Origin of the sequence: Mesorhizobium salmacidum (SeqCode) (genome assembly GCF_037179605.1) — a bacterium.
GTDB lineage: Bacteria > Pseudomonadota > Alphaproteobacteria > Rhizobiales > Rhizobiaceae > Mesorhizobium > Mesorhizobium salmacidum.
Genome location: NZ_JAPYKS010000002.1, coordinates 191,563 through 206,533, shown reverse-complemented (window position 1 = coordinate 206,533; position 14,971 = coordinate 191,563). Strand labels below are relative to the sequence as shown.

10 protein-coding genes are annotated in these 14,971 nt (G+C 63.9%); 2 read left to right on the top strand and 8 right to left on the bottom strand.

Annotated elements, in window-relative coordinates; all coding sequences use genetic code 11:
* Positions 1 to 157: 157 nt before the first annotated feature.
* Positions 158 to 1,144 (bottom strand): sulfate ABC transporter substrate-binding protein, encoded by a 987-nt coding sequence (locus tag O7A60_RS03545; protein WP_337105040.1) that lies wholly within the window; start codon positions 1,142 to 1,144, stop codon positions 158 to 160.
* A 242-nt stretch (positions 1,145 to 1,386) separates the two neighbouring features.
* Between O7A60_RS03545 and O7A60_RS03540 the strand changes: the two genes are divergently transcribed.
* Together O7A60_RS03540 and O7A60_RS03535 are read left to right on the top strand one after the other, a co-directional pair.
* A complete protein-coding gene (locus O7A60_RS03540) occupies positions 1,387 to 1,668 on the top strand; it encodes a type II toxin-antitoxin system TacA family antitoxin (protein WP_027141564.1) in 282 nt (93 codons plus the stop codon).
* Positions 1,668 to 2,153 carry a GNAT family N-acetyltransferase gene (locus O7A60_RS03535; protein ID WP_337105198.1) on the top strand — a complete coding sequence of 162 codons (486 nt, stop codon included), beginning with the start codon at positions 1,668 to 1,670 and terminating at the stop codon, positions 2,151 to 2,153. The genes O7A60_RS03540 and O7A60_RS03535 overlap by 1 nt, the downstream gene beginning before the upstream one ends.
* 57 nt (positions 2,154 to 2,210) lie before the next feature.
* Here O7A60_RS03535 and O7A60_RS03530 read toward each other — a convergent pair whose 3' ends face one another.
* From O7A60_RS03530 to O7A60_RS03500, 7 genes are all read right to left on the bottom strand, one after another.
* Complete coding sequence (locus tag O7A60_RS03530) at positions 2,211 to 3,251, bottom strand: sulfate/molybdate ABC transporter ATP-binding protein (protein ID WP_027141566.1); 1,041 nt, start codon at positions 3,249 to 3,251, stop codon at positions 2,211 to 2,213.
* 12 nt (positions 3,252 to 3,263) lie between these two features.
* On the bottom strand, positions 3,264 to 4,148 hold the full coding sequence (gene cysW / locus O7A60_RS03525) for a sulfate ABC transporter permease subunit CysW (protein ID WP_027141567.1): 885 nt from the start codon (positions 4,146 to 4,148) through the stop codon (positions 3,264 to 3,266).
* Positions 4,141 to 4,992: a sulfate ABC transporter permease subunit CysT gene (gene cysT, locus O7A60_RS03520; protein WP_027141568.1), complete on the bottom strand. Its 852-nt coding sequence runs from the start codon at positions 4,990 to 4,992 to the stop codon at positions 4,141 to 4,143. Before cysT ends, cysW begins: the two co-directional genes overlap by 8 nt.
* 23 nt (positions 4,993 to 5,015) lie before the next feature.
* A complete protein-coding gene (locus O7A60_RS03515; RefSeq protein ID WP_337105039.1) occupies positions 5,016 to 6,044 on the bottom strand; it encodes a sulfate ABC transporter substrate-binding protein in 1,029 nt (342 codons plus the stop codon).
* A gap of 213 nt (positions 6,045 to 6,257) precedes the next feature.
* Entirely contained in the window at positions 6,258 to 7,007 is a 750-nt protein-coding gene (locus tag O7A60_RS03510; protein ID WP_337105038.1) for a M15 family metallopeptidase, read from the bottom strand.
* Between the two features lie 203 nt (positions 7,008 to 7,210).
* On the bottom strand, positions 7,211 to 9,301 hold the full coding sequence (gene pbpC, locus O7A60_RS03505) for a penicillin-binding protein 1C (RefSeq protein ID WP_337105037.1): 2,091 nt from the start codon (positions 9,299 to 9,301) through the stop codon (positions 7,211 to 7,213).
* 107 nt (positions 9,302 to 9,408) lie between these two features.
* Positions 9,409 to 14,889, bottom strand: coding sequence for an alpha-2-macroglobulin family protein (locus tag O7A60_RS03500; protein WP_337105036.1), 5,481 nt, complete (start codon positions 14,887 to 14,889; stop codon positions 9,409 to 9,411).
* Positions 14,890 to 14,971 lie beyond the last annotated feature (82 nt).

Here is a 14,971-nt window from a genome sequence, read left to right as displayed (position 1 = left end):
GCGGAACAATGCCATTGGAAGGCATGTTAGGCACAAACGCGTTGATTCTTTGTAACGTTTTGCACGAAGGGCGCCGGCTTTACCCTATCGGCTGAATAACGAGGAAAGCCGGCTCGGGGCCGGCTTTCCTCGATCTTTCCATCGGGCAGCGGAGACTTTACCGGCTGCCATAAGCCTGATCGAGCAGACCGCCGGCGGCGAAATGCGCTTTTTGGACCTTGTCCCAGCCGCCGAAGACGTCTTCCACCGTCAGCAGGCGCACATCTGGAAAATCGGCCTTGTATTTGGCAGCGACAGCCGCGTCGCGTGCGCGCAGGCCATTGTCGGCGGCGATGCCCTGGCCCTCGGGTGTATAGAGGAAGTCGAGATAGCTCTTGGCCAGATCACGCGTGCCGTGCTCGTCGGCGACCTTGTCGACGATCGCCACCGGGAATTCCGCCAGAAGGCTGACCGAAGGCGTGACCTGCTCGAATTTGTCGTCGCCGTATTCCTTGCGGATGCCGCGTGTCTCGGATTCGAAGGTGATCAGCACGTCGCCGATCTCGCGCTGCACGAAGGTGGTGGTCGCTGCGCGCCCGCCAGTGTCGAAGATCGGCACGTTGTTGAACAGCTTGGTGATGAATTCCTTCACCTTCGCGTCGTCGCCCTTGAAGGCTTCCTTGGCGTAGGCGGTGGCCGCCAGATAGGTGTAGCGGGCATTGCCAGACGTTTTCGGGTTGGGGAAGATCACCTGCACGTCGTCGCGCACGAGATCGTTCCAGTCCTTGATGTGCTTGGGGTTGCCCGCGCGGACGAGAAACGAAGGCAGTGAATAGAAGGGCGAAGCGTTGTCGGGAAAATCCTTCTGCCAGTCGGCCGAGACGAGGCCCTTCTTGACCAGGAAGTCGACGTCGGTGACCTGGTTGAAGGTGACGACATCGGCACCGAGGCCTTCGGCGATGGCGCGCGCCTGCGCGGAAGTGCCGGCATGCGACTGGTCGATGCTCACACCCGGGTGCTTGGCGATAAAGGCCTTGTTGACCTGCACGAAAAGTTCGCGGCCGACGTCATAGGAGGCGTTCAGCAGCTTGTCGGCCGGCCAGGCTTGGGAGGATGCGAGGAGGAGGCCGGCGGCGGCGGCAACGCCGATGAAAAATCGCTTCATGAAAAGGCTCCGGATGTCATGCTCTATCACCAGACCATAGCCGGGGCGCAGAGGAGCGGCGAGGCATAGATTCAGGGCTTGGCGGCTGTTGCTAGAAAACCGTTTCCCACACACGCACATCGTAGTTTTTTCTTTCACGTGGAGTCATCTTTTTGAGGCCGGTCCCAGTCTCTTCCGAGAGAGGCGACAAATGGATACACATTGTGTATGCCCCATGTTATGATGTTCGAAAGGAGTCTTCCATGGCGAAAGCCGCACCCGAAACCCACGCCAAGCCCGTCAATCTGCGCATCCGAGAGGACATACGTATACTGATTGACCGTGCCGCCAAGATACGCGGGAAGACCCGTTCCGACTTCATGATCGATGCCGCTTATCGTGCGGCCGAGGATACGCTGCTCGACCAAACATTGATCAAGGTGGATCCGGAGAGTTACCGACATTATCTCGACATCCTCGATGAACCGCCAAGCGGGGAAGGTTTTGCACGCCTTATGGATGTGCCCAGGCCTTGGCGGGACTGATGCCATCGGCGCCCACGCCGCTGGCGGAACACCACGATCTCGAATTTTTCCAAAGCGGAACAGAAAGCCTCGATCAATGGCTTCGCCGTCGGGCACGGGCCAACCAGGTCAGTGGCGCATCGCGGACCTATGTGGTGGCGGAAGGCACACGCGTTGTCGGCTACTATTGCTTGTCTTCGGGCGGGCTTGATCTGGCGGAAGCGCCTGGCATCATTCGCCGCAACATGCCAGATCCCATTCCAATGGTCGTGCTCGGACGTCTCGCGGTGGATGCAAGCTGGCAAGGGAAGGGGCTGGGTGCTGCGCTTCTGCAAGACGCCGTCCTGCGCGCCGGTCGCGCCGCGACGATCCTGGGGATTCGCGGAGTTTTTGTTCATGCCATATCGGATGAAGCGAAAGCCTTTTACGAGCACTACGGCTTTGCGGCTTCCCCGAAAAATCCCATGACCTTGGCGTTGTCGTTGAAAGGCCAGATGGAAGGGTAAGCGACCGCCACCAGACCAGGATATTCGCTGGTGACGAGATTCACAGTGGTCCGATCGCTAAGCAGCCGGAAACAGCTTCCAGCGCCCCGGCCGGAATGCCACCCGGCTCTTTTGTGCCGCCGGATGATCGACCGGCAGTTCGATCTCGACCCGCTGGCGTTCGCCACCGATTTCGAGCTCCACGCGCCGTGTGCCGGCAACGCGGCGGCTGGCGGCCACGGTGCCGGCGATGCAGCCGCTGCAGCCGTCCAGCAGTTCGACATCATGCGGGCGAAAATACAGCATCGCATCGCCCTGGGGCGCGTGCGGCGCCGACAATCCGATCGGACGGTCGGCGAGCCAGATCTCGCCATTCTCGATCTTGACCGGAAGCGAGCTCGATTCACCAATGAAGCCGTAGACGAAGGGCGAGTTCGGCGTGTCGTAGATGTCGTCGGCGGTGCCGACCTGCTCGACGCGGCCCTGGCTCATCACCACGACGCGGTCGGCAAGCTCCAGCGCCTCTTCCTGATCGTGGGTGACGAAGACGGTGGTGTGGCCAGTAGCGTCATGGATTTCGCGCAGCCAGCGGCGCAGTTCCCGGCGCACCTGCGCATCGAGCGCGCCGAACGGCTCGTCGAGCAGCAGCACCTTGGGTTCGATGGCCATGGCACGCGCGAGCGCCACGCGCTGGCGCTGGCCGCCCGAAAGTTGCGCCGGATAGCGTTTTTCCAGACCCGACAGCTGGACGAGATCGAGAAGCTCGGAGGCGCGGCGGCGGATTTCGGCCGCGGGCGGCCGCGTCGGCCCGTGCCGCACCTTGAGACCGAAGCCGATATTGTCGGCCACCGTCATGTGCCGGAACAGCGCGTAGTGCTGGAAGACGAAGCCGACATTGCGTTCCTGGATCGACTTTTGCGAAGCGTCCTCGTCGCCAAAGAAAATTTTTCCACGCGTCGGGCGCTCCAGCCCGGCGATCAGCCTGAGCAAGGTCGTCTTGCCGGAGCCGGACGGTCCGAGCAACGCAATCAGTTCGCCCGACTTGATGTCGAGCGACACGTCGTGGAGCGCCGGAAACCGCTCGAATTCCTTGCGCACATTGGCAACGCGAACTTCCATGCAATGAACCTTCTAATGTCCGCGCGTCGCGGCGAGTTCGGCGCCGTAGCGCATCTCGAGCAGAGTTTTCAAGACCAGCGTGACGAGCGCCAGCCCGGCAAGCAACGAGGCGACGGCGAAGGCGCCGACGGCATTGTATTCGTTGTAGAGGATTTCGACATGCAGCGGCATGGTGTTGGTCAGGCCGCGTATGTGGCCCGACACCACCGAAACCGCGCCGAACTCGCCCATGGCGCGCGCATTGCACAGAAGCACGCCGTAGAGCAGGCCCCATTTGACATTGGGCAAGGTCACATACCAGAACGTCTGCCAGCCATTGGCCCCGAGCGAAAGAGCCGCTTCCTCGTCGCCATTGCCCTGTTCCTGCATCAGCGGGATCAGTTCGCGGGCGACGAAGGGGAAGGTGACGAAGACGGTGGCCAGCACAATGCCTGGCACGGCGAACAAGATCTGGATGCCATGTGCCTTCAACCACTCGCCGAGCAGCCCCTGGGCGCCAAACAGAAGCACGTAGACCAGGCCCGAAATGACGGGGGAGACCGAGAAGGGCAGATCGATCAACGTGGTCAGGAAGGCCTTGCCCTTGAACTCGAACTTGGCGATCGCCCAGGCGGCCGAGATACCGAAGACGATGTTGAGCGGTACCGAGATCGCCGCGACCAGCAAGGTCAAGCGGATTGCCGAACGGGTGTCCGCATCGCTCAGCGATTCCAGGTAGGTGCCAACGCCCTTGGCGAAGGCTTCCTTGAAAACGATGATCAGCGGCAGCAACAGGAAGACGGCGAGAAAGACGAAGACGACGGTCATCAGCACGGCCCGTGCCGGCCGGCTTTCGGTCACTGCCGCCGAGCGGCTTTCATGGAACGGTTCGTAGGATTTGATCTCGGGCTCAGCCATAGCGCTTGCGGCTCCATGTCTGCACCAGATTGACGATCAACAGCATGATGAACGACAACGCCAGCATGATTGCCGCGATCGCGGTCGCCGCCGGGTAATTGTATTCCTCGAGCCGGATGACGATCAAAAGCGGCGCGATCTCGGATTTGTAGGGCAAATTGCCGGCGATGAAGATGACCGAGCCGTATTCGCCGACGCCGCGCGCGAAGGCCAGCGAGAATCCGGTGATGATGGCCGGCGCCAAGCCTGGAAAGAGCACGCGGGTGATGATCTGAAAGCGGCTGGCGCCAAGCGTGGCGGCGGCTTCCTCCACTTCCTTGTCGATCTCTTCCATGATCGGCTGCACGGTGCGCACGACGAAGGGCAGGCCGATGAAGATCAACGCGATGACGATGCCGAGCGGCGTGTAGGCGACCTTGATGCCGAGCGGCATCAGCAGCTTGCCGATCCAGCCATTCGGCGCGTAGAGCGTGGTCAGCGCGATGCCAGCCACCGCCGTCGGCAGCGCGAATGGCAGGTCGACCATGGCATCGACGATGCGGCGGCCGGGAAAACGGTAGCGCACCAGCACCCAGGCGACGAGCGTGCCGAAAACGACATTGACGACAGCCGCGATGAAGGCGGTGCCGAAGCTGATTTCAAGTGCGTTGAGCGTGCGGCGATCGGTGGCGATGGCCCAGAAATCGGCCCAGCCGAGAGCGGCCGAACGCCAGATCAGCCCGGATAGCGGGATGAGGATGATGAGGGTGAGGTAGGCAAGCGAGAAGCCGAGCGTCAATCCGAAACCCGGAATGACGCTCGGCTGTCTGAACCGCCACCCCGCCTGCGCGGGTGCTGTGGTCATGTCGTCCCGATCTAGGTTTTAGCTCACTGGGCCGGTTTGTAGATCTGGTCGAATATACCACCGTCGCCGAAATGATAAGGCTGTGCCTTCTTCCAGCCACCGAAAAGCGGGTCATCGATGGTGATCAGCTTGATAGGCGGCAGCTTGGCGAGATCCTCAGGCGGAACCAGTTCGGGCTTGGACGGCCGGTAGTGGTTCCTGGCGATGATGGTCTGGCCTTCCTTGGAGTAGAGGTAGCTCAGATAGGCCTCGGCCACCTTGCGCGTGCCCTTGGCGTCGACATTGGCATCGACCACCGCCACCGGCGGCTCGGCCAGGATCGAGGTCGGCGGATAGACGACGTCGAAATTGTCGGCGCCAAACTCGTCGAGCGCCAGATAGGCATCGTTTTCCCAGGCGATCAGCACGTCGCCCAGGCCTTTTTGCGCGAAGGTCACGGTCGAGCCGCGCGCGCCGGTGTCGAGCACGGGAGCATTGGCGTAGAGCTTGCCGACGAATTCCTTGGTCTTGGCTTCGTCGCCGCCATCGTTGGCGTTGGCATAGGCCCAGGCCGCGAGATAGTTCCAGCGCGCGCCGCCCGAGGTCTTGGGGTTAGGCGTGATCACCTGCGTGCCGTCCTTGATCAGATCGTTCCAGTCGTGGATGCCCTTGGGATTGCCCTTGCGGACAAGGAAGATGATCGTCGAGGTGTAAGGCGCTGAATTGTTCTCGAATTTGGTGCGCCAGTCGGGATTGATCTTCTTTGACTTGGAGACGATGGCGTTGATGTCGCCTTCGAGCGCCAGCGTCACCACATCGGCGTCCAGGCCGTCGATCACGGCGCGGGCCTGGGCGCCCGATCCGCCATGTGACTGCTGGATGGTCACCGTCTCGCCGGTCTGTGCCTTCCAATGGGCGGCGAAGGCCTCGTCATAGGCCTTGTAGAGCTCGCGCGTCGGATCGTAGGACACGTTGAGAATGGTGGTGTCGGCAAACGCGAAACCGAGCGTGCCGAACTGGACAGATGTGGCGACCAGTGCGCCGAGCAGTTTTCGGAAATGAGGTTTGGTCATTTCTGCCTCCGTTGAACCCGCGCCAAATCTACCGAATTGATAGAAATAAGATGCATTGAATGTTTGCCTTTTTTGCCTTCCTGAAGAAAATCTTCGGCGATCTGTCGCGGCAATGGGAAAATATTTTCCTTGCAGCTGCGCCGCACCGGAGCCGGTCCGCCATCCGGCCTATCTAGGGATGCACGGCTGCCGGGCAAGTCTGCGTTGGGCAGCTTACTCGGCGGTCACGGAGAAATCGAAGCGCTGCTTGGGAAATGGCTCGTGGGCGAGCGCAAAATGCCACCATTCGCGGGCATAGTTCTTGAACCCGCCAGCACGCATGGCATCGACGAGCAGCTTGCGGTTTGCCGCAGCTTCGGTGCCGAGCGGGCGATGCGCGGTCTCGCTCATCGTGTCGAAACAATCGAAGCCGGTGCCGAAATCGAGGGTGTTGGCATCGACAGCGCCGCAGGCCGGTTTCGGCACAGACGGACTGTCGGCAGGCGCGATAGCAACATCGACGGTTGAGCCGCGAGAATGTGCCGACTGCCGGGCGACGTAGCCCTCGGTGATGAGGTCGCTGCGCTTGATCTTCGGATACCACTGCGGATCCGGCGGTCCACCCGCTGTCGTCCAATCGCCCATGTCGGCCACCGCGCGGGCAGGGCGGTAGCAGTCGAACACGACCAGCGTCATGCCCCTGGCGATCATCGCCTTCTGAACGCTGGAGAGTGCCTTCGCCGCCTCCTCGGTGAGAATGCAGACAGGTGCGTTGTAGCCGTTCACCTTGCGGTGCAGGAAATTGTTGGAGCTGGCGTAGCGAACGTCCTGGCGGATGGATGGGGCGATATCGGAGAGGCGGACGAAGCCGGCAGGGAGGGGATCGGCGAAGGCAGAGTGGGTGACCATCAGCAATGTGACGAGAATGGCTGCGACCTGGCGCAGGACATAGCCAAGCAGGCCCCCCTCTGCCCTGCCGGGCATCTCCCCCTCAAGGGGGGAGATCGGCAACTTTGACGCCGAGCTCAGTCGTCGAACGTTGGCGAAATCAACGAGGAAGTCCGATCTCCCCACTCGAGGGGGAGATGGCCGGCAGGCCAGAGGGGGGCGCCTCGCACCAGGCATCAGGCGAGCTATCCTTCTATCCCGGCCTCAAAAAGCCAATGCGCTGAATCCCTTGACGCACCCTACTCAACGAACACTTTCACACTCGCCGCTCGTCCAGCCGCATCGATGACGGTCAGCGTCGAGTAACCCGCGCCGTCGGGCTGCCATGTCGCGGTGCGGCGGCGGTCGAGGCCGATGAGCGGCTTGCCGTTGGCCAGCCAGCGGAACGGCGCACGGCCACCTTGCAATTTCAGCACCAGCGGCGAGGCGTCGGCCGAATTGGTGGCGAGATCGACGCGGGCGCCGTCCGGCGGGAAAATGATGGTCGGCGCGGGTTCGGTCGGCATCGCCTGCACCAGGCCATCCGCGCCGGCGCCGAAGCGGGCAAGCGTCACCGGAAGGTCCTCGCGCTTGGGGGTAAAGACGCCAGGCGGTTTGCCCGGCAGCGGCACGGTCGCCAGCCCCGAGCGGACAAAGCCTTCGAACAGAATCGGAGCGGCCGAGACATAGCCGGAAAGACCCGGCACCGCGCCGGCATCGGGCCGGCCGACCCAGACACCCAGCACATAGCGGCCGTCGAAGCCCACCGACCAGGCGTCACGGTAGCCGTAAGAAGTGCCGGTCTTGTAGGCGATGCCACGCTGCAAAGCGCCTTCGGGTGGCTTCACACCCGAGAGGATGTCGATGATCTGCCAGTTGGCCTGGTCGTTGAGGATGGTGGTGGTCGAACTCACGGCGTTGGCCGGTTCGGTGCCGTCGCGCAGCGAGTGCGTCTTGCCGCCATTGGCGAGCCCTGTGTAGAGCTGGACCAGGTCGCGCAGCGTGACGCCGACGCCGCCGAGGCCGATGGCCAGGCCCGGCGCTTCGTTGACCGGCAAGATCGGGTTGACGCCCGCCTGGCGGAAGCGCGCTGTCAGCCGCGCCGGGCCGACCGCGTCGAGCACGCGGATCGCCGGCACGTTGAGCGACAGTTGCAAAGCCTGGCGGATGCTGACATCGCCCTGGTAGCCCATGTCGAAATTCTTCGGCCTGTAGCCGCTGAAATCAACTGGGCTATCCTCTATCAGCGTTTCCTGCGCCACCAGTCCCTGCTCGAAGGCGAGGCCATAGATGAACGGCTTCAGCGTCGAGCCGGGCGAACGCACGACCTTGGTCATGTCGATCCAGCCGGAACGGCTGGCATCGAAGAAATTGGCCGAGCCGACCTCGCCCAAAATCTCGCCGGTGCGGGCGTCGGCCAGCACCATGGCGACGGAGAGACGCGGCCCGAGCTTGGTGGCGGCGTCGCGCGCCACCTGTTCCAGTCCTTGCTGGACGCTTTTGCGGATCGTCAGCTTGAGCGGCTGACCGGGGAGGGCCTTGGGAAGCATCGCATAGGAGGCATGCGCGGCAAGCGCCGGCAAGGTGCGCCGCAACCCTGACACATCGTCGAGTGCCGCGCGTGCCGCCTCGCGTTCGCCGGTCAGGCCTGATGAGACCATGCGGGCGAGCACACGATCGCGCGCTGCATGGGCGATCTGGAGATTGCGGTCGGGCCGGCGCTTTTCCGGCAGTTGGGGGAGGGCGACGAGAAGGGCGGCCTCGGAAACGGTCAGCCGCTTCGGTTCTTTGCCGAAATAGGCGAGCGAAGCGGCGCGCACGCCCTCCAGATTGCCGCCATAGGGCGCCAGTGTCAGGTAACGCTCGAGGATCTCGCGCTTCGACAGCCGCCATTCGATCTGGATGGCGCGCAACATCTGCTTGATCTTGGAGCCGAGGCTGCGGCTCTCGCGCGGCTCGATCAGGCGGGCGAGCTGCATAGACAGGGTCGAGCCGCCGGAGACGATGTGGCCGCTGGTGGCGAACTGGCCGGCGGCGCGGGCCAGCGCCAGCACATCGACGCCCTCATGGTCCCAGAAGCGCTTGTCCTCATAGGTGACCAGCATGTCGACGAACTGCTTGTCGACCTGGTCGAGCCGGGTTTCGAGCCGCCAGTAGCCGTCCGGGGTGGCGAAGGCGCGCAACAGCTGGCCGTCGCGGTCCTGGACTTCGGTGGAGACGGTGAGCTTTTCAGGAAGCGGAGGCGGGAAGGCGCGGTCGAGCTCCCAAAGCGCGGCGACGGCGATTGCCGCTAGTCCGGCTAGGGACGCTCCAGCAATAACCGCCCGGCAAAGGATTCTCTTGGAGAGCATGGCGCTGGCCTCATCCGCCTGCCGGCACCTTCTCCCCGCATAGGGGCGGGGAGAAGGTAGCTGTGATGAACGCAACCGCCATGTGCATGATCGTTACCATCAGCACCTTACGGTGCCTTGATCTCCATCATACCGGTGGCGGTGCGGGCCGAATATTGCGGCCGGTACATGTCCTCCACCGTTGCCGCCGGATGGGCGTAGGTGCCCGGCGTCACGGCGCGCACGACATAGGCAAGCGTCAGATTGTGGTCGTGGTCGCCGTCGGCCGGGTTGAATGCCGCGACGAAGCGGTCGTCGCGGAATTCCAGATGCGCGGCGTCGGTCTGTGCCAGCCAGGAGAAGTTCGACAGCTGGGCGCTGGAAACCAGGCCTGGATTGTCGATCTCGAAGCCGGCCGGCAACAGGTCGGTGACCAGCAGGCGCGACGGCCAGCTGTTCTGCTCGGTGACCTTGAGCACGACGACATAGCGTTCGTTCTGGGTCGCCTCGGTCACATTGGCTTCGGTGCCGTCGAGCTTGTAGTAGGTGCGGTTGATGGTGAAGCCGTCGCCGCCGGCCGGCAAGGGCTGGATCGGCGACGCCAGGGTAGTGACGACGGCCTGCAGCGGGGGCTTGCCGGTGTTGGCGATTTCGAGCGGGCTGTCGACCAGTTCCGAGCCGTTCACCTGGTTGGAATAGCCGCCGGAATGCGGCGCGCCATTGACGGTCAGCGTGATCGAATCATTGCCCTCCTTCAGCGCGCGGGCCGCCAGCAGCATCCAGGAATCGTCCTGGGTGCTGGTCCAGCGGGCTTCGGCGCGTTTCCTGGTCACCAGCTTGATAAGCTCGGGCACGATGGTCGATACCGGCTTCGATTCCGCCGCCAGCGACAGCATCGCCGCGCCGTCACGCAACGCCGAGCCGTAGTCGGAGCGGTACCAGTCGTAGTCGGTGCTCGACTTGGCGAGCTGCAGCGCGGTCTTGAACGTCGCCTCCGAACGCTGCGTGTCGCCATAGAGCGCCAGGCTCGCCGCCAGCTGGGCAACGGCCATCGGGCTCGAAAACGCTTCGAGCTGGGTGTCGGCGTAGTAGCGCAGGTCGCCGATCGAGGCCTTCTTGTTGCGGGCCAGCACATAGAGGGCGTAGGCGATCTCGCTGCCACGGTCCTGTACGCTCTGGTCGTAGCCGAGCGAGTTCTGCAGGTTGTTCAGGGCCTGGTTCATCGCAAGAGCCGGCACGTCGTATTTCTGCTCCCGTGCCCTGGTCAGGAACTCGCTGACATAGGCGTCGAGCCACAAATCGCCGGAGCCCGGACCCCACAGGCCGAAGCTGCCGCTCGAGGACTGGTAGCTCAGGACCTTGTAGATCGCATCCTGGATGCGGCCGTGCAGGTCAGGGTCGCTTTCCATGCCGATGCCCGATGCCATCTCGTTGACGTAGAGAAGCGGCATGGCGCGGCTGGTGGTCTGCTCGGCGCAACCATAGGGGTAGCGATCGAGCGTCATCAGCAGCGACGGCACGTCGAAGGCCGCCGCCTGCGAAACGCCGACGCTGACCGAAGCGCCCTCAAGCAGGCTTGCGGCCAGCAGTTCCTTGTCGACGCGCAACGCGCCGCCATTGCCCTTGAGATCGACGACAAGGCGCGTGGTGACCGGCAATTGGGCCGGGCGCACCGGCACATAGAGCGTCTGCTCGACCTTGGTGCCGTCGGCGTGTGCCAGCTTGATGGTGAGCGACGCATTGCCCGCCGTCTTTGCGATCAGCGGTACCGTCAGGGTCTGGCGCTTGCCCTGGGCGAGCGTCAGCTTCTGGGGCAGGGGTTTGTCGCCTGTCGACAGGTCGCCCGTCGTGTCGATCGACAGCGCATAGTCGCCGGCGGGGCCGTCCGTGTCCGCTACGTCGAGCCGCATGACGGCATTGTCGCCAGGCGCCAGGAAGCGCGGCAGGCCGGCGGTGATCACTACGGGATCACGTACGATCACGTCCGACTGGGCATGACCGACCGCCTCCTTGGTCCAGGCGACGGCCATGACGCGCACGGTGCCGTTGAACTGCGGAATGTCGAAGTCGATCCGCGCCTTGCCATTGGCATCGAGCTGGACCGGGCCGGAGAAGAAGGCGACCAGCTTTTCGGTGGGCGGGCTGCCTTGCGCCTGCATGTTGGCGCCGTCGCCACCAGTCCTGAGCTTGCCGGCGGTGCCCAGCGAGCCATCGATCAGGCGGCCGTAGATGTCGCGGATCTCCATACCCAGCATGCGCTGGCCGAAGAACCAGGTCTCCGGATCCGGCGCCTTGTAGTTGGTCAAATTGAGGATGCCTACATCGACGGCGGCAACCATGACATAGGCGTTTGTGCCCGGCTGCACGCCGGCCACGGAAACCGGGATCGACAGCTGCCGGCGCGGCATGGTCTTGTCCGGCGGCGTGAGCGTGATGGCGAGCTTCTTGGCGCCCGGATCGACGGTCAGCCATTTCACGCCGATGGCGCGGGCGGGCATGCGCGTTTCCTGCGCATCGCCCGGCCGGAACAGGGTTGCGGTGACATAGGCGCCGGCGCCCCAGTCGTCACCGACCGGGATGTCGACGGTGCTGCCGCCAGCCGGCACGGTCGCCGTGATGGTCTTCAGCAGCTTGTCGGAGCCGATGTTGATCAGAAGTTCGCCAGCAAAATGCGGCGAGATTTTCAGCTTGGCCACTTCGCCGGCGGCATAATTATCCTTGTCCAGGGCAATCTCCAGGCCGTCGGGCGTTTCTGTGGTGGTCGAGGCGACATACCAGCCGGCGTCGAACTCATAGCTGGTGGCGGGCCCCTCCGGGTCCGATGTCTCGACCTCGAGCCTGTACTGGCCCCAATCGACCGGTACGGAGACGGTTGCGTCGCGATCGGCGGCGAGGTCGACCTGGCCGTTGGCGATCGACTTGGTCAAGCTCACCGGCTCGTAGTTCCAGGAATTGTTGGAGCGGTACCACTGATAATTGCGTTCGACCTTGACCAGCGTCCACTGCGCGCCTTTCAGCGCCTCGCGCTTGCCGTCGGGATCGACGGCGATCAGGCTGAACTTGGCCGTGCCGCCTTGCGGCACTTCACCGTCGGCGAAGTCCGGACGGATGCCGATCATATGGCCTTGCGGGCGGATGCCGATGTTGAGCGAGCGCTCGATGGCGCGGCCGCCGGTTTCGCGCATGCGCACCGTCACCTTGCCGTCGACCAGCTTGGTGGTCGAGGGCAACTGGTCGACGGTAACAGGGAAGGTCGCCTTGCCGTCATCGCCAACCACCGGCAGATCGGTGAGCGGCGTGACCGTGGGCTCCGCCGACTGCTCGTCGGCGAGGCCGAAGGAAAAGTTGGGGAAGCGGTCCCAGTCGCGCGACGTCGACAGCGTGAGTTCGCCTTCCAGCGCCAGCCCCGCCGCCGGCGCGCCGTAGAGGAAGCGGCCGTCAATGTCGATGTTGGCGGTTTCGCCCCGCGCAATCTCCTGCTTGTCGGCCTTCATGTCGAATTCGATGCGATCCGGCACGAAGTCCTCGACCAGGAACATCTGGCTGGCAACCGCCGGCTGCTTTGGATCGGTATGGATCGACACCGACCATGTGCCGCGCATGGCGTTGGGTTCGAGCGGCAGGTCGACGGCGTGGCCGCCGGCCGAGGCGCCGTCGCTGACGATGCGGCGGTCCTCGACGCCATCGGGACGCGAGAAGATGAAGGTCAGCGGCAGGTTCTCGACCGCCTTGGCCGCACCGTCGCGGGCAAGGGCGGCGACGTGGACGTCCTCGCCGGCGCGGTAGATGCCGCGTTCGGTCCAGGCAAAGACGTCGAGCGCGCCCGGTGCGGCGCGTCCGGTGACGCCACGGTCGGACAGGTCGAAGCCGGCCTTGGCCATGTCGAGGAAGACGAAATCATTGTCGCCCTGCTTGGCCATCAGCACGGCCGGCACCATGCCGCCGTCACCGCGCGTCAGGCCGGGGTTGAAGACGGCGTGGCCGTTCGCATCGGACGTCGCGGTGCCCAGAACCTCGTTGTTTCGGGCAACCAGCGTCAGTTCGGCACCCGCTATCGGCTTGGCGCTGCCCAGCGAACGGGCAAAGACATTGAGCCCGTCCTGGCCGGTATAGGTCGACAGGCCAATGTCGGAGACGACGAACCACTGCGTGGCCAGCGAACCGTAGTCGTCGCTCTTGTCGTTGACGGGCTGTGCTGTCAGCACGTAGACGCCGGGCTTGCGCTGCGGCAGCGCTTCGTCGACCGGGAACGAGGTGGTGACCTCCTTGTTGAGGTCATTGACGATGTCGAGCTGGCCCTGCCAGACCGGCGCGCCCATCTGCTCGGAAATGTTGGAGATGTCATAGCCGTCGAGCTGGTGCAGGAACTGATAGCCCGACAGAAGCTGCGCCAGCGAACGATCGCCGATGCGGTAGAGCTTCATTTCGGCGGCGTTCATGTTGACGGTGACGACCGGGATGCCGCGGCGCGCGCCGGCCGGCAGCACGAAGCTGTCGCCGGTGAAACGGGCGGACGGCGCGCGGTCCTGCACGTAGATCGACAGCACCACGGGGGCGGCGCTCACTTCGCCGATCGCCGCCGGCAGGCCGGCGCGGAAGGTGACGTCATAGTGCTGGCCGTGTTCGAGCCCTTCGACGCAGATCTGCTTGTCCTTGGCCTCGACGCCCTTGGGCGGCGCGTTGTCGACGGTGACGAACTGCGTGTAGTCGACGCCGGTCTTGACCAGATCCTCGGAGAATTGCGCGCAGATGCGCGGCGCGCTGGTGTCGGCATCGACAGAGTGATCGATGACACGGAACCCCTTGCGGGCCTTCAGATCGGCATAGTCGGCCTGCACCGCGGGTGCGCTTTCCAACGCAAGGCTGGCCTCATAGGCCTGGAGCGCCGGCCGGTAGAGATCGCGCTTGTCGAGACCATTGCCGAGCAGCGCCAGCACTTCGGCGCGCGTCTTGGTGGTGCGCAGCAGCTTGTAGGCGTTGAAGGCGGCCGATGTGCCGTTTGCCGGCAAAGTCGAGGCTTCGGAGGTGTTCGCGGCAGGCTGCACGGCCAGCGTTTCGCGCGCCAGCCTGAGCCAGAGCTGGCCATCGTCAGGCATGACCGAGACAGCGGCCTCGTATCTCTGCATGGCGGCGCGATGATCGCTGGCCAATACGGCCTGTTCGGCGGCATTGGTCAGCGCCGCCATGCCCTCAGTCGGCTTGTCGAAGGCCGGGCCAAGCAGCTTGTTGCGGTATTGCTGGGCCTGGTCGGCCATCCAGTTGGGGAAGAAGGCGAGTTCCGGCGGCGCGCCGATATCGGGATCGCCGTCGATGTTGACGACCTTGCCGGCGATCGCGCCGGTGAAGGATTTCAACTGGTTATAGTCGGATTTGAGAAAGCACCATTTGGCCTTGGTGTTGTAGGTGAAGGCGCGGCAGGCCGGATCGCCCAGACATGTCGTCTTGCACTGGTCGAGCGTGACGTTCTGGTCCGACCTGAGGTCGAAACCGAAATAGTCGGAATTGTCGGTCGTTGCGATTCGCCGGGCCTCGGCCGCTTGCGCGACGCTGCCCCAGGCAAAGAAGAGAAGGACGAGAATCGACAGACCACGAGCCGCGCGCATTGCCATTACACCCTCCAGACAATTGCAGACGTCCGGGCATGATCAAGCTTCAGTCAGGCTTGTCAACGCGCGAACGCGGCAGGTGCCG